Here is a 22,197-nt window from a genome sequence, read left to right as displayed (position 1 = left end):
GATACTCCGCCATCGCGGGCAAACCCGCTCCTACACGTTGATGCTGACCCCATGTAGGAGCGACAGGCCCTTCAGGGCCTCAGTTATCAGCCCTTGAACACTTCATCCAGCAAGTTATGCATCGATGCAAACGCGCGCTTGGCGGTTTTTGCGTCGTACATCATCATGCCCGGCGTGTTCGCTTCCGGATCGGTGAACGAGTGCACCGCACCGCCGTAGCTCAGCAATTGCCAATCCACGCCCGCCGCATTCATTTCCGCTTCGAATGCAGGCAGTTGCTCTTTAGGCACCAATGGGTCGGAAGCGCCGTGCATGACCAGCACCGACCCCTGGATATTTTTTGCGTCCGCCGGGTTGGATGTGTCCAGCGTGCCGTGGAAGGACACCGCCGCTTTCAATTCAGCGCCGGTACGGGCCAGTTCAAGCGAGCAGCAACCGCCGAAACAGAACCCGAAAGTCGCCAGCTTGAGGGTGTCTACAGGCGCGTCGACCTGAGACTTCAATGCGTCGAGCGCAGCCTGCATGCGCTTGCGCAACAATGCCCGATCGTTTTTAAGCGGCATCATCGCTGCGCCCGCCTCATCGCCATTTTTCGGGCGCGTGCCCTGACCATACAGGTCGGCCACCAGCACGACATAACCTTGCTCGGCCACTGCCTGAGCGATTTTTTCCGCGCCTTGGCTAACGCCCATCCAGTTGGGCGCCATCACCAGACCCGGACGCGAGGACGCATCACCGGAATCAAACACCAAACGGCTCTCGTAGGGCTGGCCATCAATCTGATAAACCACTGAACGAACAGTCACGTTGCTCATTGCTGACCTCCAAAGAAAATGACATAAAAAAATCCCGCCGAAGCGGGATTTTCATACCGGGTGTTTAAACCGACAACTCTACCAAGAGCTTGTTCAGACGGCGCACATAAGCGGCTGGGTCTTTCAAGCTATCACCAGCGGCCAGGGCCGCCTGATCGAAGAGAATGTGCGACAGGTCGCCGAATCGCTCTTCACTCTGCTCAGTATCAAGCTTGGCAATCAATGGGTGGGCCGGGTTGAATTCGAAGATTGGCTTGGAGTCCGGAACCTTCTGGCCACTGGCCTCGAGAATCTGACGCATCTGCAGACCGAGGTCCTGCTCGCCAATTGCCAGAATCGCAGGAGAGTCGGTCAGACGGTGGGAAACCCGCACTTCACTGACAGCGTCGCCCAGAGCGACTTTCAGCCGTTCGATCAAGCCTTCTTTATCCTTGGCGACTTCTTCCTGGGCTTTCTTGTCCTCTTCGGAATCAAGCTTGCCCAGATCCAGGTCACCACGGGCCACGTCGACAAAACCCTTGCCGTCGAAGTCGCTGAGGTAGCTCATCAGCCACTCATCGATACGGTCGGTCAACAGCAGCACTTCGATGCCTTTCTTGCGGAAGACTTCCAGGTGCGGGCTGTTCTTGACCTGAGCGTAGGTTTCGCCAGTCAGGTAATAGATCTTGTCCTGACCTTCCTTGGCACGCGCCAGATATTCAGCAAGCGCCACAACTTGCTCACCGCCGTCTTCGTGGGTCGACGCAAAGCGCAGCAAGCCGGCAATTTTTTCTTTGTTGGCGAAATCTTCTGCCGGGCCTTCTTTCATGACCTGACCGAAGTTTTTCCAGAAGCCTTTGTATTGCTCAGGCTCGTTCTTCGCCAGTTTTTCCAGCATGTCCAGCACGCGCTTGGTCAGCGCCGATTTCATCGAATCGATGATCGGGTCTTTCTGCAGGATTTCACGGGATACGTTCAAAGACAGGTCATTGGAGTCGACCACGCCCTTGATGAACCGCATGTACAACGGCAGGAACGACTCAGCCTGGTCCATGACGAATACGCGCTGGACATACAGCTTCAGCCCACGCGGCGCTTCACGCTGATACAGGTCGAAAGGCGCACGGCCCGGAACGTACAGCAACGAGCTGTATTCCAGCTTGCCTTCGACCTTGTTGTGGCTCCAGCTCAGTGGGTTTTCGAAATCGTGAGCAACGTGTTTGTAGAACTCCTGGTATTCCTCGTCCGTCACCTCGGTGCGCGGACGGGTCCAGAGTGCGCTGGCGCGGTTGACGGTTTCCCATTCCTGCTCAGGCGCAGCTTCACCTTCGACAGCGGCCTGTTCTTTCGGCAACTGGATCGGCAAAGCGATGTGATCGGAGTACTTCTTGATGATATTGCGCAGACGATAACCGTCGGCGAACTCACCTTCAGCGCTTTTCAGGTGCAGAACAATACGGGTACCACGATCAGCTTTCTCAAGAGTCGCGATTTCGAACTCGCCTTCACCCTTGGACGCCCAGTGCACGCCTTCGCTGGCAGGTACGCCGGCACGGCGGCTGAACACTTCAACCTTATCGGCAACGATGAATGCTGAATAGAAGCCCACACCGAATTGGCCGATCAGGTGCGAATCTTTCTTCTGATCGCCGGACAGGTTCTTCATGAAGTCAGCAGTGCCCGACTTGGCGATAGTGCCCAAGTGGGTAATCGCATCTTCACGGCTCATGCCGATACCGTTGTCTTCGAGCGTGACGGTTTTCGCGTCCTTGTCGAAACTCACACGGATTTTCAGCTCAGCGCCACCTTCGAGCAAGTCCGGTTTGGACAACGCTTCGAAACGTAATTTGTCGACAGCGTCAGAGGCGTTCGAGATCAATTCGCGAAGGAAAATTTCCTTGTTGGAATACAGCGAATGGATCATGAGGTGCAGCAGTTGCTTTACCTCGGTCTGGAAGCCCAGGGTTTCCTTTTGAGTTTCCACACTCATGGTTATCAAACTCCAATCAGATGGCACAAGCCGCATACACAGCGGCGGGATGTCATCAAAGTGGGGGCTGGGTCCGATTTTTCAAGGGCTTATACGTGCCGATCTACGATTCTTCGATTTTAAAATGCGCCCGCGCCGTGGCAATGGGCTCCGCCGAGGTGCTCTGCCAGGCGGTAACAGCGACATTGGCCACCCGTCGCCCCTGCCGCCAGACCTGACACTGTGCATAGGTGTCACGAAAATAACCGGCTCGCAGGTAGTCGACCGAGAAGTCGATGATCTTGGGAACCGAGCCCGATCCGGTGGTAACCAGCAAATGCATGGCTGCCGCCAGCTCCATGAAGCCTGCGATCACGCCACCGTGAATGGCCGGTAACAGGGGGTTACCAATATTGTCCTTGTTGGCGGGCAGGCGAAACAGCAACTCATCATCCTGACGCGAACACTCAATACCAATCAGCCTCGCGTAGGGAATCAACTCGAACAACGTTTCATAGCTGTCCTGCTCACGGGCCTGGCGAACCTGGTCCTTGAAATCAATCGTCATGACGCACCGCCATTGATCGAGCCGCTCAACCCTTTACTGCCTGTAGCAGCACCCTTGCCCATGCGCATGAACGTCCCGACCACATGGGCAATCGGCTGTTGCGGGTCGGCTTGATAAGCAAAACCCCGGATAAACATAACGTCGGTGGTCACCCGATAACACTGGGCAAAACCAAAGACGTCTTTGTGTGGTTCAGCGGGATGCATATAGTCGATGCGCAGATCGAGGGTCGGGCACACTTCGAACTCCGGCAGCACGCAAAGCGTGGCAATCCCGCAGGCGGTGTCCATCAGCGACGTCAGCGCGCCGCCGTGGATAACGCCGGTTTGCGGGTTACCAACGATGTGCGGGCTATAGGGGAGGACCAGGGTCATGCCGTCGGTATCCGCGCTGTGCACGCGCATGCCCAGAACCTGGCAATGCCGGAGCACCGAAATAAAGCGCACCGCGCGCTCAAAAATGGGGTTGTCGCTCATTGAACGCTGACTCTGATTATTTTTATTGGAGGCCAGCATAGCCTCGGCGTAAAGCCTCTGAAACATCAACCTTTATATATCTGTAGGCAAAGTGGAACTAAATTTATGGGCCGGCGCTCGAAAGGCTCGTAGATATCTTTATAAGGAGAAACACCCCATGCGTAAATCTTTAGCCTGTGCCCTGATGCTTTCTGCCACTCTGGGTCTCGCCGCGTGCGATAAAGCCAGCGAGAACAAACAGCAAGATGCCAACAAAGCGGCGCAAGAATCCCAAGAGTCGATGAATAAGGCCCAAGACAAAGTCAACGACGCCGCCAAAGAAAGTCAGGAAGCCGCCCAGAAGAATGCTGAAGCCGCTCAAGAGCGCGCAAAAGAAGCCAACGGTCAGGCCCCAGCGCCAACCACTACCAAGTAAGCTGAGGCGCTTTCAGACCATGAAGCCCGCGCGTAGCGGGCTTCATTAGTTTCAGCGCAGCAACGGGCTGAGCATTAACACCAACGAACATAACAGCCCGACAAACCAGGCCAGGCTACGCACGGTCGGAATATCCGCCAGATACGCCCCCAGAAAAATCAAACGCGCAATCACGAAAGTCACCGCGATCCCGTCGATTAAAAAGCCTTGCGTCTGCGTGGTATGGGCGACAAACACTCCCGCCGAAAACAACACGAACGCTTCGAAACTGTTCTGATGCGCCGCCAACGCGCGGGCGCCATAACCGGTCAATTGCGCCTGCTGGGCACGCGGCAAATGGTTGTTGTATCCGCCCTGCTCTTTCATCGCCTTGGCGACCGGTATCCGCGCTACATAAATCAACACAGCACTGATAAACAAACACCAGAAAGGGATACTCATAACGCTGTCGTCTCCTTGATGGGCTCCGCAGTCGGAGCCTCCGTTTGGGTGTAGACCATCACTTGCAACACGTCGGAATGAAACTCTCGCCGGTACAACACCAACACTACCCCTGTGCTCATCAACATGAATAACCAGGGACTGACGAACCAGGCGAGCATCGTCATGCCGAAATAGTAAGCGCGCAACCCGAAGTTGAACTGGTTGGCAGCCATGGAGATAACCCGGGCAGCGCGTAAGGCAAATGACTTGCGCTCCAACTCGCTGACATGGCGCTCACCGACCATGGGCGCAGAGCCGATCAGCACCGCCGCGAAGTTGTACTGACGCATGCACCAACTGAATGTAAAAAAGGCGTAGACGAAGACGGTTGCCAGGCACAACAGTTTGATTTCTGACATGCCCTGCGAAACCTGCTGGACCATGGGAATGTCCGCCAACAGCGACACCGCCCGCTCGGAAGCGCCCAATACGGTGAGAATACCGGCAAGGATGATCAAGGTGCTCGACGCAAAAAAAGAGGCGTTGCGCTCCAGATTACCGATCACGCTGGCATCGGCGATACGGTTGTCGCGCAGCAGCATTCGGCGCATCCAGTCCTCCCGATAAAGGTGCAACACACTGGCCAGGCAAGCAGTGTCGGCGGCCTTCAGGCTGGCATAGCGGGTGTAACCTCCCCAGCAGATGATGAACCAGAGTGCTGCCATGAGATGAATCAGATTGGCTTGAATGAACGGCATGCATTATTCCGAAGCACGTGGGCAGGATTGAGAACAGTAAAGAGCATTCCCTCTGCTTCGACGATACCCCATGGAAAAAGGCACTGATCGTTTGTGCAAAAAAAACCCGCATCAGCAAATGCAGGTTTTTTGATTGTTGCAGCATGCTGCCAACAGGTCGCGATTTAGCATCGCGACCTGTTGGCAGTCACTTCAGGCCAGCGCTTCGCGGCGTTTACCCAGCAGCCGGTCGCAGATGAATGCGCCAACCAGCGTGATCACCGCGGGCACCAGCCACGCCAGGCCTTGCTCACTCAAAGGCAAATGCGCCAGCCGAGTCGGCAACCAATCAGCCAGGCCCGCACCCTTGCAGGCGTCGATGATGCCGAACAATAGCGACACCAACATCACTGGCGCGACGATGCGACTTTGTGAGTGCCAGAAGTCCTTGCAGAAGCTCAACGCCACCAGGACGATGCACGGCGGGTAGATCGCTGTCAGCACCGGGATGGAGAATAAAATCAGCTTGGTCAGCCCCAGGTTGGACACCAGCAACGAAAAACCGGCCAGCAAGATCACCAGCGTTTTGTAAGACAGCGGCAAGATATTGCTGAAATATTCGGCACAGGCGCAGGTCAGACCGACAGCCGTCACTAGACAGGCCAACGAGATCAGCACCGCAAGAAAACCACTGCCCAACGAACCGAAGGTGTGTTGCACGTAGGCGTGCAGCACGACGGCACCGTTGCCCGCCCCCGCCGCGATTGCATGGCTGCCTGACCCCAAGCGAAACAGGCAGATATAGACCAGCGCCAGACCCAGGCCGGCGATCAGCCCGGCAATGATTGCGTATCGGGTGATCAGCTGTGGCGAATCGACGCCCCGCGAGCGAATAGCGTTGACGATGACAATGCCGAACACCAGCGCCCCCAGGGTATCCATGGTCAGGTACCCATTGATAAAGCCTTGGGAAAACGGCGCAGCCACATACGCCGGCTCGGCAACACCAATATCGCCAGCAGGCAAGGCGAATGCAGCAATGCCCAGTACAGCCAGCGCGAAGATTTTTAGCGGGGCAAGGAAGCGACCCACGGTGTCGAGCAAGCGGCCTGGATACAGCGACACCCAGAACACAACGAGGAAGTACACCAGGCTATACAGAAACAGCGCCAGCGGGCTGTCACCTGTCAGTGGAGCCAGCCCCACTTCGAACGACACGGTGGCCGTGCGTGGGGTCGCGAACAGCGGCCCCACCGCGAGGTAGCAGACCGCCGCGAGAATACCGCCAGCGACTTTACCAATAGGACTGCTCAGCGCATCCATCGCACCGCCGACTTTGGCAAGGGCAATGACCGTGACTACCGGAAGGCCCACTGCGGTGACCAGGAAACCCAGCGCCGCCATCCAGACATGCGGCCCGGCCTGCAAACCCACGATGGGAGGGAAGATGATATTGCCAGCCCCGACAAACAGGGCAAACGTCATAAAACCAAGTGCCAGAATGTCCTGGCCTTTCAACACTTTCATTACGGAAATACCACACTACTGAATCGGAATTTAGAGGGGATTTCCCGCAGGGTTAGGGAAATGCTGCCGGTCCTTATAAGACAGGCACGTAAAGCGAAACGGCTCCTTATGGGACCCGGGTACGCAAAATGGCAAGTAGCCTAACGAATCAGGGCATAAAACGCACTGTTATAGGGCGGACTGTCTCATTAACGACTTCCGGTGTCGTATTTGTGACAGTGAGGGCTGTGGCTGCATCCCGACCACTAAACCCCGGAAAGCACAAAGGCCACCCGAAGGTGGCCTTTGTTGATTGCGTTGTCAGGTCAGCAGAAGCTTACTTGACAGCCCAACCGGTCAGCTCGGCCAGGGCCTTGCCGATGTCTGCCAGCGAACGCACGGTTTTTACACCCGCGTCTTGCAGCGCAGCAAATTTCTCGTCTGCAGTGCCTTTGCCGCCAGAGATGATTGCGCCAGCATGGCCCATGCGCTTGCCCGCAGGGGCAGTCACACCAGCGATGTAGGAAACAACTGGCTTGGTCACGTGTGCCTTGATGTAGGCAGCCGCTTCTTCTTCAGCCGAACCGCCGATTTCACCGATCATGACGATCGCTTCAGTCTTCGGGTCTTCCTGGAACAGCTTCAGGATGTCGATGAAGCTTGCGCCCGGAATCGGGTCACCGCCGATGCCCACGCAAGTGGACTGACCGAAACCGGCATCAGTGGTCTGCTTCACAGCTTCGTAAGTCAGGGTGCCGGAACGCGACACGATACCGACTTTACCTGGCAAGTGAATGTGACCTGGCATGATGCCGATTTTGCATTCGCCTGGCGTGATCACGCCTGGGCAGTTAGGCCCGATCAGGACCACGCCCAGCTCGTCGCACTTGACCTTGGCATCAAGCATGTCGAGGGTCGGGATGCCTTCAGTGATGCAGACGATCAGCTTGATACCGCTGAGGGCTGCTTCAAGGATGGAGTCCTTGCAGAACGGAGCTGGAACGTAGATCACGCTGGCAGTAGCGCCCGTGGCTTCTACAGCTTCGCGCACAGTGTTGAACACTGGCAGGTCCAGGTGAGTGGTCCCGCCCTTGCCCGGTGTCACGCCGCCAACCATTTTGGTGCCGTAGGCAATGGCTTGCTCGGAGTGGAAAGTACCTTGTGCGCCCGTGAAACCCTGGCAGATGACTTTGGTATCTTTATTGATCAGGACGCTCATTACTTGCCCTCCGCAGCTTTGACAACTTGTTGAGCAGCGTCGGTCAGGCTGGTAGCCGCGATGATGTTCAAACCGCTTTCTGCCAGTACTTTAGCGCCCAGTTCAGCGTTGTTACCTTCAAGGCGAACAACAACCGGGATTTTTACGCCAACTTCTTTCACTGCGCCGATGATGCCTTCGGCAATCATGTCGCAACGAACGATGCCGCCGAAGATGTTGACCAGTACTGCCGCGACATTGCTGTCGGACAGAATGATCTTGAACGCTTCAGTTACGCGTTCTTTGGTCGCGCCGCCGCCAACGTCGAGGAAGTTGGCTGGTTTGCCGCCATGCAGATTGACGATGTCCATGGTGCCCATGGCCAGGCCAGCGCCATTGACCATGCAACCGATGTTACCTTCCAGCGCCACGTAGTTCAGTTCGAACTTGGCAGCGTGAGCTTCGCGCGGATCATCTTGCGATGGATCGTGGAAAGCTTTCAGCTTTGGCTGGCGGTAAACAGCGTTAGGATCGATGTTGATCTTGGCATCGAGGCAATGCAGGTTGCCGTCAGCCTTGATAACGAGCGGGTTCACTTCCAGCAGCGCCAGGTCGTAGTCCTGGAACAGCTTGGCCAAGCCAACGAAGATGTTGGTGAACTGCTTGATCTGGTCGCCTTTAAGGCCCAGTTGGAAAGCCAGGTCACGACCCTGGAAAGGCTGAGCGCCTACCAGCGGATCGATAGTGGCCTTAAGAATCTTCTCAGGGGTATCGTTAGCGATTTTCTCAATGTCCACGCCACCTTCGGTGGAAGCCATGAACACGATACGACGGCTCGAACGATCCACTACAGCGCCCAGGTACAGCTCTTTGGCGATGTCGGTGCAGGTTTCAACCAGGATCTTGGTCACTGGCTGACCAGTGGCATCAGTCTGGTAAGTCACCAGACGCTTGCCCAACCACTGTTGAGCGAAAGCCTTGGCTTCTTCTTTGCTACGAACCAGCTTTACGCCGCCCGCCTTACCGCGACCACCCGCGTGAACCTGGGCTTTGACGACCCATTCGGTTCCGCCAATTTTATCGCAAGCTTCTGCTGCTGCTTCCGGGGTGTCGACTGCGTAGCCTTTGGATACTGGCAGGCCGTATTCAGCGAAGAGCTGCTTACCCTGATATTCGTGAAGATTCATGCTTATTACCGTCTTCGTTAGTGCTGCGCATTCGGTGCTGCACTTCGAGAAGTGCCGCACCACCTGTGACCGCTACCTCGGATGACCTCAGGAATGTGCCGAAACAATGCTCTGTACGTTCCTGAAGGCGCCCATAAGTTCGAGTCCGGCGGACGTTCCGCGGTGAGACTTGCTAGCAAGGCTCACGACGGGCAGTCCGTCGTGGTTTCTTATTGTCTTAGCGTTTCTTTTTATTCTGGATGTGGATGGCGCCGCCATTCACTGCCAGTGCTGCTTCGTGCAACGCTTCGGACAACGTCGGGTGAGAGAAGACCATCATCCCGATATCTTCAGCGCTGCTGCCGAATTCCATAGCGATTGCGCCCTGCTGTACCAACTCTGCAGCGCCTGGACCAATCACGTGGACGCCCAATACGCGGTCAGACTTGGCGTCGGCGATGACTTTTACAAAGCCGCCGGTATCGTTTGCAGCCATGGCACGGCCACTGGCAGCAAACGGGAAGGTGCCCACATTAACTTCAACGCCTTCAGCCTTCAAGGTTTGCTCGGTTTTACCGACCCATGCGATTTCCGGATGGGTGTAGATAACCGAAGGAATCAGGTCGTAGTTGATCTGGGCTTTGTGACCCTTGATGCGTTCAACGACCATGATGCCCTCTTCCGAGGCCTTGTGCGCCAGCATCAGACCACGAACCACGTCACCAATGGCGTAAACACCTGGAACGCTGGTAGCGCACTGATCATCAACGAAGATAAAGCCGCGTTCGTCAATGGTTACGCCGCTGTCGGAAGCCAACAGCTCTGTGGTCACCGGGCGACGGCCAACAGCAACAATCAGCTTGTCGAAAGTAATGGTCTGTTCGCCAGTGGCGTCAGTGTAGGTCACCACGACTTCTTCGCCGCTGACCTTGGAGCCGGTCACGCGCGCGCCGAGCTTGATGTCCAGACCTTGCTTGGTGAAGGTCTTCAAGGCTTCTTTGGAAACCTGCTCATCAGCCGCTGGAATGAATTTTTCCAGAGCTTCGAGGACAGTGACCTGTGCACCCAGACGAGCCCAGACCGAACCCAGTTCAAGGCCGATCACGCCAGCGCCGATCACGCCCAGGCGTTTCGGAACTTGCTGGAACTCAAGGGCACCAGTGGAATCAACGATAACGTTGTTATCGACCGGAGCAGGAGGAATGTCGATCGGACGCGAGCCAGAAGCAAGGATCACGTTCTCGGCTTCGATCACTTCGACCGTGCCATCAGGGTGAGTCAGTTCGACTTTCTTGCCGGCCAGCAACTTGCCGTGGCCTTGCAGGGAAATCACGCCATTGGCTTTGAACAGGCTGGCTACGCCGCCAGTCAGGCCTTTGACGATGGTCGATTTACGGCCAACCATGGCTGGCACATCCATGGTCACGTCGGACGTCGAGATGCCGTGGACTTTGAAGCCGTTTTTAGCTTCGTAGAATTTCCAGGAGCTGTCCAGCAGCGCCTTGGATGGAATGCAACCGACGTTCAGGCAAGTACCGCCAAGGGCAAGTTTGCCCTCCTTGTCCTGATATTTCTCGATGCAGGCAGTCTTGAGGCCAAGTTGCGCTGCCTTGATAGCGGCAACATAACCGCCAGGGCCCGCACCAATCACTACCAAATCGAATTTCTGGGTCATGAGTCATTCCTTTTTTCAAATCAAACCGGACGGCCCCTTGTGAGGACCGTCGTGGGACGAAGCTGGTTCATTCAACAATCAGGCAGGACATCGTGATCAACCACGACCCTGCCCGACAGACGAAATCAGATATCCAGCAGCAGACGGGCTGGGTCTTCCAGCAAGTCCTTGATGGTAACCAGGAAGGTCACTGCTTCTTTACCGTCGATCAAACGGTGGTCATACGAAAGTGCCAGATACATCATCGGCAGGATCACGACCTCACCCTTGACCGCCATTGGACGCTCCTGGATTTTGTGCATGCCCAGGATGGCGGCTTGTGGCGGGTTGACGATCGGGGTCGACAGCAACGAACCGAAGGTACCACCGTTGGAGATGGTGAAGGTACCGCCAGTCATGTCGTCCATGGTCAGCTTGCCGTCTTTGGCTTTTTTACCGAAGTTGGCAATGCCGCCTTCGATTTCTGCCAGGCTCATCAGTTCGGCGTTACGCAGAACCGGCACAACCAGACCACGGTCGCTGGACACGGCAACACCGACGTCGGAGTAACCGTGGTAAACGATGTCAGTACCGTCGATCGAGGCATTGACCGCAGGGTAGCGTTTCAGCGCTTCGGTGGCCGCTTTCACGAAGAACGACATGAAGCCCAGACGTACGCCGTTGTGCGACTTCTCGAACAGGTCCTTGTACTTCGAACGCAGGTCCATGACCGGCTTCATGTTGACTTCGTTGAACGTGGTCAGCATCGCCATGTTCGACTGAGCATCAACCAGACGCTCTGCAACCTTGGCACGCAGGCGAGTCATTGGAACGCGCTTCTCGACGCGATCACCGGCAGCGAACACTGGAGCAGCCGCGGCAGCGACTTTGGCAGGCGCGGGCGCAGCGGCTGGAGCGGATTTCTTCGCTTCAATCGCAGCAACCACGTCTTCCTTGGTCACACGACCGTCTTTACCGGTGCCTTTGACGTTATTCAGGTTGATGCCGTTTTCTTCAGCCAGCTTGCGCGCAGCTGGAGCACCGATTGCATCTTCGTCGCCAGCAGCAGCTGGAGCAGCAGCCACTTGGGCCGATGCAGCAGGAGCAGCAGCCACTGGAGCGGCAGAGGCAGTAGCGCCTGCATCCAGGGTCGCGATCAGTTCATTGGACAGGACAGTTTCGCCCTCGCCCTTCACGATCGATGCCAACACGCCGTCAGCTTCAGCCAACACTTCGAGAACAACTTTGTCAGTCTCGATGTCAACCAGCAGCTCGTCACGCTTTACCGCTTCGCCCGGCTGTTTATGCCATTTGGAAATGGTGCCATCGGCAACTGATTCCGGGAAAGAGGGGGCTTTGATCTCGATAGCCATTATCTGTAATTCCTTAAATTCGGTTTCTAATGCGCGAAGGCGTTAAACAGTGAAGGCATCTTGCAGCAGTTTTTCCTGCTGCTCAGCGTGCATCGATGCATAGCCACACGCAGGCGCTGCAGACGCGTCACGACCAGCGTACTCAAGGAACAATGCCTTGTTGTGACCGCTGATGATCCGACGCATGTGATGCTGGCTGCAGTACCAGGCACCCTGGTTCATTGGCTCTTCCTGACACCAAACGATGTGCTTGAGGTTTTTGTACGGGCCCAGGACTTCGATCAAGTCGTCTTCCGGGAACGGGTACAGTTGCTCAAGACGCACGATGGCGATGTCATCACGACCTTCGGCACGGCGTTTTTCCAGGAGGTCGTAGTAGACCTTGCCGCTACACAGCACGAGGCGACCCACTTTTTCCGGATCCTGCGCGTCGACTTCTGGAATAACGGTCTGGAACGAACCTTCAGCCAGATCTTCCAGGGTCGAAATCGCCAGTTTGTGACGCAGCAAGGACTTCGGCGTCAGCACAATCAGCGGTTTACGCAGCGGACGAATGACCTGACGACGCAACAAGTGGTAGATCTGAGCAGGGGTCGTTGGTACGCACACCTGAATATTGTGCTCAGCGCACAATTGCAGGTAACGCTCCAGACGCGCAGACGAGTGCTCTGGTCCCTGACCTTCATAACCGTGCGGCAGCAACATGGTCAGACCGCACAGACGGCCCCACTTGTGCTCGCCACTGGTGATGAACTGGTCAATAACCACTTGGGCACCGTTGGCGAAGTCGCCGAACTGGGCTTCCCAGATAACCAGTGCATTAGGCTCAGTGGTCGAATAACCGTACTCGAACGCCAATACCGCTTCTTCCGACAACAGGGAATCGTACAGGTCAAAACGCGGCTGACCTTTGTACAGATTCTGCAGAGGAATGTAGGTAGCGCCATCTTTCTGGTTATGCAGCGCAGCATGGCGGTGCGAGAACGTACCGCGGCCGATGTCCTGGCCGGTCATGCGAATCGGATGACCTTCGAATGCCAGAGTCGCGTACGCCATGGTTTCGGCGTAACCCCAGTTGATCGGCAGGCCGCCAACTTGCATTTTCTGACGATCTTCGTAGATCTTCGACACCTGACGCTGAACCACGAAGCCTTCTGGCAGCTCCATCAGTTTGGCGGACAGTTCTTGCAAGGTCTTCAAGTCGAAACGGGTGTCGTGACGAGCAGTCCAGGCATGGCCCAGATACGGACGCCAATCGACGAACAGTTCTTTGTTCGGCTCTTTGACCAGGCTTTTTACTACATGCAGACCGTTGTCCAGCGCATTGCGATAGTCGTCGATTTTTGCCTGCACGCGCGCGTCGTCGAGAATACCAGCCAGGGTCAGGCGCTCGGCATACAGCTCACGAGTGGTGCGCTGTTTGGCAATCTGCTGGTACATCAACGGCTGGGTACCGCTTGGTTCGTCAGCTTCGTTGTGGCCACGACGACGGTAGCAGACCAGATCGATCACCACGTCACGCTTGAACTGCATGCGGTAGTCGATGGCCAACTGGGTCACGAACACGACGGCTTCAGGGTCATCACCATTCACATGGAGAATCGGCGCCTGAATCATCTTGGCAACGTCGGTCGCGTACTCGGTGGAGCGCGCGTCTTCCGGGTTGCTGATGGTGAAGCCAACCTGGTTGTTGATGACGATATGGATCGTGCCGCCCGTCTTGAAGCCGCGAGTCTGCGACATCTGGAAGGTTTCCAGGACCACGCCCTGACCTGCGAACGCAGCGTCACCGTGGATGGAAATTGGCAGAACCTTATCACCGGTCGGATCGTTACGACGATCCTGGCGTGCACGCACCGACCCTTCCACCACAGGAGAAACGATCTCCAGGTGAGACGGGTTGAATGCCATCGCCAAGTGGACTTCGCCACCGGCTGTCATCACGTTGGACGAGAAACCCTGGTGATATTTAACGTCACCGGAACCGAGCTCGACCTTTTTCTTGCCTTCGAACTCGTCGAACAGATCGCGCGGGTTCTTGCCGAAGGTGTTGACCAGGACGTTCAGACGTCCCCGGTGGGCCATGCCGATCACGATTTCTTTGGTGCCGTAAGAGCCCGAACGCTGGATCAACTCATCCAGCATCGGAATCAGGCTTTCGCCGCCTTCCAGACCGAAACGCTTGGTGCCGGGGTATTTGGTACCCAGGTATTTTTCCAGGCCTTCAGCGGCAGTCACGCGCTCGAGCAAGTGGCTTTGGATGTCAGCGGAGAACGCTGGACGCCCGCGCACGCTTTCGAGGCGCTGCATAAACCAGTTACGCTGCTCGGAATCGACAATATGGGTAAATTCAGAGCCAATGGTGCGGCAATATGTCTGCTGCAACGCTTCGAGAATTTCGCGTAGGCTAGTTTCCTCTTTGCCGATGAACAAATCGCCGGCGCGGAAAGTTGTATCAAGATCAGCGTTCGTCAGACCGTAATGATTGATCGACAAGTCGGCTGGCGCAGGACGTTGCCACAATCCCAGCGGATCGAGTTGGGCGCCCTGATGGCCCCGCATCCGATAAGCCTGGATCAGTCGCAGAACTTCAACCTGCTTCTTCTCGTGTTCGCTGCTCACGCTACCGGCGGAAACCGGTTGGGCGCGGCGCTGGTTTTTGGCCAGCAACACAAAATGATCGCGGATTGTCGAGTGCGAAACATCGGTGGCAGTGCTGCCGTCAGCTGGCAACTTCTGAAAGTAGGTGCGCCATTCTTCTGGCACAGCGTTAGGGTCGTGCAGGTAGAGCTCGTAGAGCTCTTCCACATAGGCAGCGTTACCACCGGAAAGGTGGGCACTGTTCCACATGCGCTGCATCACGCTTTCTTGCATGCTTGGTCACCCTCGGTAAGGGGACACCACCGGCGAAGACACCGCAGTAAACCTGACAAAGTCCATGTGAAACGACTCAGACAAGCCACCAAGGTTCACGCAGATAGTCCGGGTACCAGCCCGGATGCCCCTGCTGGTCTCATTTCTTCAAAGTAAGAGCCGCAGCTTTATGAGCTACTGCTCAGGTTAAAACTACGGCGCCGGTTGAAGCCTGCGCCGCAGCTAGTACAGGTACATCAGTTACGGGTGTTACGGTGTTACGAGTACAACAGTCAAATCAGACGCCGCTTTGCAGCAGCATGCTGCGAACGTGACCGATAGCCTTGGTTGGGTTCAGGCCCTTCGGACACACGTTCACGCAGTTCATGATCCCGCGGCAGCGGAAAACGCTGAACGGGTCATCCAGCGAAGCCAGACGTTCCTGGGTATGAGTGTCACGGCTGTCAGCCAGGAAACGGTAGGCTTGCAGCAGTGCAGCTGGACCGAGGAACTTGTCAGGGTTCCACCAGAAGGACGGGCAGGAAGTCGAGCAGCAAGCGCACAGAATGCACTCGTACAAACCGTCCAGCTTCTCGCGTTCTTCTGGCGACTGCAGACGCTCGATGGCCGGAGCCGGCGTGTCGTTCAGCAGGTAAGGCTTCACCTTCTCGTACTGCTTATAGAAGATGCTCATATCGACGACCAGGTCACGAATAACCGGCAAACCAGGCAGTGGACGTACCACCAGCTTGTTGCCCTTGACCACGGCGGACAGCGGCGTGATACATGCCAGGCCGTTTTTACCGTTGATGTTCATGCCGTCTGAGCCACACACGCCTTCACGGCAAGAGCGACGATAGGAGAAACCCTCGTCCTGCTCTTTGATCAGGGCCAGCACGTCCAGAACCATCAAGTCTTTACCGTTGGTATTGACCTTGAATTCCTGCATGAACGGTGCAGCGTCCTGATCCGGGTTGTAGCGATAAACACTGACTTGCAACATATCGGCCACCCTTAATAAGTGCGGATCATGGGTTGGAAAGTCGGAACAGTCTTCGGCGAGAAGTTCACGGCACGCTTGGCTACGCGTTTTTCACCCGGGAAGTACAGGGTGTGGCACAGCCAGTTCACGTCATCGCGATCTTCAAAGTCTTCACGGGCGTGAGCGCCGCGGGACTCTTTACGATTTTCTGCGGCAATCGCGGTAGCTTCAGCAACTTCCAGCAGGTTTTGCAGTTCCAGAGCTTCGATCCGAGCCGTGTTGAACGCCTGGCTCTTGTCGTTGATCTTGACGTTGGCGATGCGCTCGCGCAGGCCTGCCAACTGAGCAATACCCTTCTGCATGTATTCGCCAGTACGGAACACACCAAAGTAGTTCTGCATGCAGCTTTGCAGTTCTTTACGCAGCGAAGCGACGTCTTCACCGGTGGTCCGCGCGTTCAAGCCAGCAAGGCGCTCGAGTGCGAAGTCAACATCGGTTTCAGTCGCGCGGCGGTATTCAACACCTTCACGCAGGCTTTGTTCCAGGTGGATACCGGCAGCGCGGCCGAAGACCACCAGGTCGAGCAACGAGTTACCGCCCAGACGGTTGGCGCCGTGCACCGATACGCAAGCCACTTCGCCGACAGCGAACAGACCCGGGATGATGGTGTCCACGCCAGCAGCGTTCTGAGTGATTGCCTGACCATGAATGTTGGTGGCAACGCCGCCCATCATGTAGTGGCATGTCGGAACCACAGGAACCGGATCGGTCACTGGATCGACGTGAGCGAATGTCTTGGACAATTCGCAGATACCTGGCAGACGGCTGTGCAACACTTCTTCGCCCAGGTGATCGAGCTTGAGCATTACGTGATCGCCATCCGGACCACAACCGTTACCGGCGATGATCTCTTTAACCATGGAGCGTGCTACTACGTCACGACCAGCAAGGTCTTTGGCGTTCGGAGCATAACGCTCCATGAAACGCTCGCCATGCTTGTTGATCAGGTAACCACCTTCACCACGGCAACCTTCAGTAACCAGTACACCTGCGCCGGCGATGCCGGTTGGGTGGAACTGCCACATCTCGATATCCTGAACCGGCACGCCTGCACGCAGCGCCATGCCGATACCGTCACCGGTATTGATCAGTGCGTTGGTGGTCGACGAGTAGATACGGCCAGCGCCGCCAGTGGCCAGTACAGTCGCGTTTGCGCGGATGTACGAAGTCTCACCGGTTTCGATGCAGATCGCGATGATGCCGACGAACACGCCGTCCTGGTTCTTCACCAGATCCACTGCATAGTATTCGTTGAGGAATACAGTGCCGGCTTTCAGGTTGGCTTGGTAAAGGGTGTGCAGCAACGCGTGACCGGTACGGTCGGCAGCTGCGCAAGTACGTGCAGCCTGACCGCCCTTGCCAAAGTCTTTCGACTGACCGCCGAACGGACGCTGATAGATACGGCCTTGCTCGGTACGGGAGAACGGCAGACCCATGTGCTCGAGTTCGAAGACCGCTTCCGGGCCTACGGAACACATGTATTCGATAGCGTCCTGGTCACCGATGTAATCGGAGCCCTTGACGGTATCGTACATGTGCCAGCGCCAGTCATCGTTTGGATCTGCGGAGGCGATGGCACAGGTGATGCCACCCTGAGCGGAAACGGTATGGGAACGAGTCGGGAATACCTTTGTAACTACAGCGGTCTTGTGACCGCCTTGGGCCAGCTGCAATGCTGCGCGCATGCCAGCGCCGCCGCCACCGATGATGATGGCGTCAAAAGAAAGCGTATTAATGTTAGCCATGAATCAGATACCCCAAAGAATCTGCACACCCCAGACGAAGTAAGCGAACATCGCGATGCCGCAGACAGCCTGGAAGAGGAAACGTACTGCAGTCGCGGACTTGCCCAGCGCCATCGGCGTCAGGTAATCGGTCGCGATGGTCCACATGCCAACCCAGGCGTGAGCGCCCAGAGCAACAAAGGCCAGCAGACTGAAGATACGCATCGCGTTGTTAGCGAACAGCGCGTGCCATTGGGCGTACCCCAGGCCAGGGTTCGCGATGAGGTACCCGATCAGGAATATGAAATAAGCCGCGAGCACGACCGCAGATACGCGCTGTGCCATCCAGTCATAGAGGCCCGAACGCGACAGGTTAGTGACGTTGGTTACCATATCCATACTCCCGCCAGAACGATCAGCACCGCGGAGACGGCGAGAACGATTTTCGAGCCCAGTTTGCCGCCTTCCAGCGTTTCACCGATGCCCATGTCCATGATCAAGTGGCGAATACCTGCCACCAAGTGATACAGCAAGGCGGACAGCAGGCTCCAAATTACTAGCTTGGCTAGCACACTGGTCAAACACGCCTTCACTTCCCCGAAACCTTCCTCGGAGCCCAGCGATTTGCCCAATGCATAAAGCATGATGGCAAGGCCGACAAAGAGGATGACACCGGAAATACGGTGAAGAATGGACGTGTAAGCAGTGACTGGGAGTTTGATGGTCCTTAGGTCGAGGTTTACAGGTCGTTGGCTATTCACGGCTTTTTTTCACACTTGAAGAGCCCCTAACAATCAGGGCAAAGTTGTTGGGAAGTGCACTGGTCAGGTACCCACCACCCAGAGAGTGACGACCCCCATGAAACAGGCCCTAAAGCCCCCGGCGGTCGGAGCCAGAGTATAGACAGTTAGGTCACTAATGACAACGCGCAGACCTCACGCTAATAGGCAATTGCGCCCGACTTATAAAAGGCGTAAACGGCTCGAATCTTCACGGAAAAACCTCGCCCGAAGCCCTCTGCAGCAAGACTTTAGGCAAATTGACTTTAAGATTTATCTCACTATAGTGGTGCGGGCCCTGCGTGGGGGGTCTGTCTGATGATTTGAAGCATATATAGGAGGCCACATGGCTGACAAAAAAGCGCAGTTGATCATCGAGGGCGCAGCCCCCGTCGAGCTGCCAATTCTGACCGGCACCGTGGGTCCCGATGTAATCGACGTTCGCGGTCTAACCGCCACCGGCCACTTCACATTCGACCCTGGTTTCATGTCGACCGCCTCTTGCGAGTCGAAGATTACCTATATCGACGGTGACAAAGGCATCCTGTTGCACCGCGGCTACCCGATCGAACAGCTTGCTGCAGAATCGGATTACCTGGAAACCTGCTACCTGTTGCTCAACGGCGAACTGCCGACGACCGAACAGAAAGCCCAGTTCGTGATCACCGTGAAGAACCACACGATGGTGCACGAGCAGTTGAAGACATTCTTCAACGGTTTCCGTCGCGACGCTCACCCAATGGCCGTTATGTGCGGCGTGGTGGGTGCCCTGTCGGCGTTCTATCACGACTCTCTGGACATTAATAACCCGCAGCATCGTGAAATCTCCGCGATCCGTCTGGTTGCAAAAATGCCTACCCTGGCAGCGATGGTGTACAAATATTCCATGGGGCAACCCATGATGTACCCGCGCAACGACCTGAACTACGCAGAAAACTTCCTGCACATGATGTTCAACACCCCCTGCGAGATCAAACCGATCAGCCCGGTGTTGGCCAAGGCAATGGATAAGATCTTTATCCTGCACGCCGATCACGAGCAGAATGCGTCGACCTCTACTGTGCGCATGGCCGGTTCCTCGGGCGCCAACCCGTTCGCCTGCATCGCTGCCGGCATCGCAGCTCTTTGGGGCCCGGCACACGGCGGCGCCAACGAAGCAGTATTGGCTATGCTCGATGAAATTGGCGATGTCTCGAACATCGACAAATTCATTGCCAAGGCCAAAGACAAGAACGATCCGTTCAAGTTGATGGGCTTCGGTCACCGGGTTTACAAAAACCGCGATCCGCGCGCCACCGTGATGAAGCAGACCTGCGACGAAGTACTAAGAGAGCTGGGCATCACCAACGATCCACAGCTGGAACTGGCCATGCGTCTCGAAGAGATCGCCCTGACCGACCCGTACTTCATCGAACGCTCGCTGTACCCGAACGTAGACTTCTATTCGGGCATCATCCTGAAAGCTATCGGTATTCCAACCAGCATGTTCACCGTGATCTTCGCCTTGGCGCGGACCGTCGGCTGGATCTCGCATTGGAAAGAAATGCTCTCCAGCCCGTACAAGATTGGCCGTCCTCGCCAGCTGTACACTGGCTACGTGTCTCGCGACATCGTGCCACTGGAAGATCGCAAGTAAGACTGCAAACCATTCTCGACCTAAACCGTCGAGAATTAAAAAAGGGCTGCCATTGGCAGCCCTTTTTTGTAGCGCCAGGAAAGCTGTCATCAGCCCCCGACGATCAGGATCGATTACTTCTCCGCCTTCTCTTTCAACGCCTTCAAGGTATTGAAAGGAGCGTCCACCACAAACTTGTTGGCCAGCCAGGACGGCACGCTACCACCCGGCTCGGTATGAACCTGGTACGTCACTTCGGTTTGATCGGCACCTTTGGGAACAAATTTCCAGAAACCCTCTACCTGCGCGACCCGCACAAAGCCTTTTTCCTCTGGAATATACGTTGGCTCGCCCTTTAGCGTGCGCGTCAGAGTGCCATCAGCGCCCTGCTCGGAAGTCACCAGCAACACCGAGTCGCGCGGAGTCACAGGCCAAGGGGTATTGAACTGGGTGTAGGTCCACGTCTTGGCACCGTCATACTTGAGCAACTTCTGCGACTTGCATTCATGAATCCAGGTACAAGCACCCACAACGTCTTCCTGCAGGCCGCGCAGCTTGGCCACACTCGCCTTGATCGTAGTGACACCGCGATAAGCCTTGTACTTGGAGCCCGCCACTTCGCTCAAAGAGATGTTGATACCCCCCTCATCCTTCGCGACTTTCCAGTCTTCAGCCTGAGCGGCAGCAGCCATCAATACAGTCAAACCACACACAACAGCTATCCGATGCAGCGAACTCATTATTTTATTCCTTGTTGTCAAAGTTCCGGTAAACCGGTTTGCGGGAAATCAGTTCTGCTTGAGTAAAGGCCATCACGCCACTGCGGTCGCTTGCTCCCACCAGCCAATCAGACGAATAGCCTCCGCCTGGCTCGACCCACAGACCTCCTCATCCGGCGAAAACGCACTGCACACGGCAGGTCGCTCGGACCTGCCGAACAAACCACACAACGATTCGACAGAAAGATGCAGGCAGCGCTCTCCTGCGGCCTTGCCATTGGGCATGCCAGGAATTGGCGAACTGATAGAAGGTGCGATGCAGCAGGCCCCGCAATCTGGACGACAGTCCATAACGAATATCCTCGCGACCGGCAATGGTTAAAGTATCGAGGGATATTACCCGCTAAAACGGCCGTTTGAAATCAGTCTGACGGCAGACCGCTTTTTAGCGTTACTGCTTGAACTCGAAATCGAGGGCGGCACCTTCGACTTCCCGCCGATTTTCGTCGCGCATTTGCAGCTTCATTGCGTTATTCAGCAAGCGGCCGTTGAGCTGGAAAGGACCTTCCGGAGCCGTTTTTTTCTCGCCAAACATGGGTGGCAATAAAGACTTGTTAGCGATAGGCGCCACCGTACCAACGGGCGCCATCTCCTTGACCATATCTGTCGGCAGACTCAAGTCCAGATTCGGCTGGGAGAGACGGGTTTGCCGCACCACTTCACTGGCGGGCTTGGTCTTGCTGGCCATCGGCGCGCGAGGCTTTGCCGGGGTCGACTCGGGCATGGCTTTGCCGGAGACAGTCTTTTGTACGGACGCCTTGGCTGAGGGAGTCACCGCCGCCGACGGGGTGACAGGTGCTTTGGCGGCAGCGGCTTTCTTCATCGAGGCCGCCAGGCCTGGAGTCACCACTACCGGGACCACCGGAATGTTAGGTTTCAACTCATGGACATGCACCTGCGCTGCGATTGGCGCAGGTGGCACGACGACCGGCTTGCCCCCCGCGTCCACCGGTACACCCGACGCTGCTTCTGGTACGACCTTAGGCACCGGCGCAGAAGGTTTTTCAGGACCACAGGCACTCACCAGTACAATTAACAGCAACCCGATACAACGAAGAAAATTCATAGACATAAATGGCAGCAAGGCAGAGGGCCATATGCTGGCCTGTTGAAGGGTTCATGACAA

21 protein-coding genes are annotated in these 22,197 nt (G+C 56.2%); 2 read left to right on the top strand and 19 right to left on the bottom strand.

Going from position 1 to position 22,197, the window contains the following annotated elements:
• Positions 1–86: 86 nt before the first annotated feature.
• The 4 genes from K0F75_RS05450 to K0F75_RS05435 all read right to left on the bottom strand — a co-directional run bounded on the left by K0F75_RS05450 (position 87) and on the right by K0F75_RS05435 (position 3,807).
• Positions 87–815 carry a dienelactone hydrolase family protein gene (locus tag K0F75_RS05450; RefSeq protein ID WP_219060818.1) on the bottom strand — a complete coding sequence of 243 codons (729 nt, stop codon included), beginning with the start codon at positions 813–815 and terminating at the stop codon, positions 87–89.
• 64 nt (positions 816–879) lie between these two features.
• Positions 880–2,784 (bottom strand): molecular chaperone HtpG, encoded by a 1,905-nt coding sequence (gene htpG, locus K0F75_RS05445; protein ID WP_219060817.1) that lies wholly within the window; start codon positions 2,782–2,784, stop codon positions 880–882.
• 103 nt (positions 2,785–2,887) lie between these two features.
• A complete protein-coding gene (locus K0F75_RS05440) occupies positions 2,888–3,331 on the bottom strand; it encodes a PaaI family thioesterase (protein ID WP_219060816.1) in 444 nt (147 codons plus the stop codon).
• Positions 3,328–3,807, bottom strand: a complete 480-nt coding sequence (locus K0F75_RS05435) for a PaaI family thioesterase (RefSeq protein WP_219060815.1) — start codon at positions 3,805–3,807, stop codon at positions 3,328–3,330. The genes K0F75_RS05440 and K0F75_RS05435 overlap by 4 nt, the downstream gene beginning before the upstream one ends.
• A gap of 157 nt (positions 3,808–3,964) precedes the next feature.
• Between K0F75_RS05435 and K0F75_RS05430 the strand changes: the two genes are divergently transcribed.
• Entirely contained in the window at positions 3,965–4,222 is a 258-nt protein-coding gene (locus K0F75_RS05430) for a hypothetical protein (protein WP_219060814.1), read from the top strand.
• 51 nt (positions 4,223–4,273) lie between these two features.
• On the opposite strand, the gene K0F75_RS05425 is transcribed toward K0F75_RS05430, so the two are convergent.
• From K0F75_RS05425 to sdhC, 12 genes are all read right to left on the bottom strand, one after another.
• Positions 4,274–4,663 (bottom strand): MAPEG family protein, encoded by a 390-nt coding sequence (locus tag K0F75_RS05425; RefSeq protein WP_219060813.1) that lies wholly within the window; start codon positions 4,661–4,663, stop codon positions 4,274–4,276.
• A complete protein-coding gene (locus tag K0F75_RS05420) occupies positions 4,660–5,403 on the bottom strand; it encodes a DUF599 domain-containing protein (protein ID WP_219060812.1) in 744 nt (247 codons plus the stop codon). The genes K0F75_RS05425 and K0F75_RS05420 overlap by 4 nt, the downstream gene beginning before the upstream one ends.
• Before the next feature lie 192 nt (positions 5,404–5,595).
• Positions 5,596–6,909, bottom strand: coding sequence for a branched-chain amino acid transport system II carrier protein (gene brnQ / locus K0F75_RS05415; RefSeq protein WP_219060811.1), 1,314 nt, complete (start codon positions 6,907–6,909; stop codon positions 5,596–5,598).
• 316 nt (positions 6,910–7,225) lie between these two features.
• Positions 7,226–8,107, bottom strand: a complete 882-nt coding sequence (gene sucD, locus K0F75_RS05410; protein WP_219060810.1) for a succinate--CoA ligase subunit alpha — start codon at positions 8,105–8,107, stop codon at positions 7,226–7,228.
• A complete protein-coding gene (sucC, locus tag K0F75_RS05405; protein WP_219060809.1) occupies positions 8,107–9,273 on the bottom strand; it encodes an ADP-forming succinate--CoA ligase subunit beta in 1,167 nt (388 codons plus the stop codon). Before sucC ends, sucD begins: the two co-directional genes overlap by 1 nt.
• A gap of 217 nt (positions 9,274–9,490) precedes the next feature.
• Positions 9,491–10,927 (bottom strand): dihydrolipoyl dehydrogenase, encoded by a 1,437-nt coding sequence (gene lpdA, locus K0F75_RS05400; protein WP_219060808.1) that lies wholly within the window; start codon positions 10,925–10,927, stop codon positions 9,491–9,493.
• A gap of 125 nt (positions 10,928–11,052) precedes the next feature.
• Positions 11,053–12,279, bottom strand: coding sequence for a 2-oxoglutarate dehydrogenase complex dihydrolipoyllysine-residue succinyltransferase (odhB, locus tag K0F75_RS05395; RefSeq protein ID WP_219060807.1), 1,227 nt, complete (start codon positions 12,277–12,279; stop codon positions 11,053–11,055).
• 42 nt (positions 12,280–12,321) lie between these two features.
• Positions 12,322–15,153 carry a 2-oxoglutarate dehydrogenase E1 component gene (locus tag K0F75_RS05390; protein ID WP_219060806.1) on the bottom strand — a complete coding sequence of 944 codons (2,832 nt, stop codon included), beginning with the start codon at positions 15,151–15,153 and terminating at the stop codon, positions 12,322–12,324.
• 277 nt (positions 15,154–15,430) lie between these two features.
• Complete coding sequence (locus K0F75_RS05385; protein ID WP_219060805.1) at positions 15,431–16,135, bottom strand: succinate dehydrogenase iron-sulfur subunit; 705 nt, start codon at positions 16,133–16,135, stop codon at positions 15,431–15,433.
• A gap of 11 nt (positions 16,136–16,146) precedes the next feature.
• The gene (gene sdhA / locus K0F75_RS05380; RefSeq protein WP_219060804.1) at positions 16,147–17,919 is read right to left on the bottom strand and encodes a succinate dehydrogenase flavoprotein subunit; all 1,773 of its coding nucleotides are present in this window, start codon (positions 17,917–17,919) and stop codon (positions 16,147–16,149) included.
• Positions 17,920–17,922: 3 nt separating this feature from the next.
• Entirely contained in the window at positions 17,923–18,291 is a 369-nt protein-coding gene (sdhD, locus tag K0F75_RS05375; protein ID WP_219060803.1) for a succinate dehydrogenase, hydrophobic membrane anchor protein, read from the bottom strand.
• Positions 18,285–18,659 (bottom strand): succinate dehydrogenase, cytochrome b556 subunit, encoded by a 375-nt coding sequence (sdhC, locus tag K0F75_RS05370; RefSeq protein WP_219060802.1) that lies wholly within the window; start codon positions 18,657–18,659, stop codon positions 18,285–18,287. Before sdhC ends, sdhD begins: the two co-directional genes overlap by 7 nt.
• Positions 18,660–19,023: 364 nt before the next feature.
• Between sdhC and gltA the strand changes: the two genes are divergently transcribed.
• Entirely contained in the window at positions 19,024–20,313 is a 1,290-nt protein-coding gene (gltA, locus tag K0F75_RS05365; RefSeq protein ID WP_219060801.1) for a citrate synthase, read from the top strand.
• A 113-nt stretch (positions 20,314–20,426) separates the two neighbouring features.
• Here gltA and K0F75_RS05360 read toward each other — a convergent pair whose 3' ends face one another.
• The 3 genes from K0F75_RS05360 to K0F75_RS05350 form a co-directional block, all read right to left on the bottom strand.
• Positions 20,427–21,032: an START domain-containing protein gene (locus tag K0F75_RS05360; protein WP_219060800.1), complete on the bottom strand. Its 606-nt coding sequence runs from the start codon at positions 21,030–21,032 to the stop codon at positions 20,427–20,429.
• A 72-nt stretch (positions 21,033–21,104) separates the two neighbouring features.
• Positions 21,105–21,362, bottom strand: a complete 258-nt coding sequence (locus K0F75_RS05355; protein WP_219060799.1) for a YkgJ family cysteine cluster protein — start codon at positions 21,360–21,362, stop codon at positions 21,105–21,107.
• A 100-nt stretch (positions 21,363–21,462) separates the two neighbouring features.
• Positions 21,463–22,143 carry a translation initiation factor 2 gene (locus tag K0F75_RS05350; protein ID WP_219060798.1) on the bottom strand — a complete coding sequence of 227 codons (681 nt, stop codon included), beginning with the start codon at positions 22,141–22,143 and terminating at the stop codon, positions 21,463–21,465.
• Between the last annotated feature and the right edge of the window lie 54 nt (positions 22,144–22,197).

The sequence above is a fragment of the Pseudomonas sp. UMAB-08 genome (genome assembly GCF_900095225.1).
Taxonomy (GTDB): domain Bacteria; phylum Pseudomonadota; class Gammaproteobacteria; order Pseudomonadales; family Pseudomonadaceae; genus Aquipseudomonas.
Note: the sequence above shows the minus strand (reverse complement) of the source record. Positions and strands in the feature narration are given on the sequence as shown.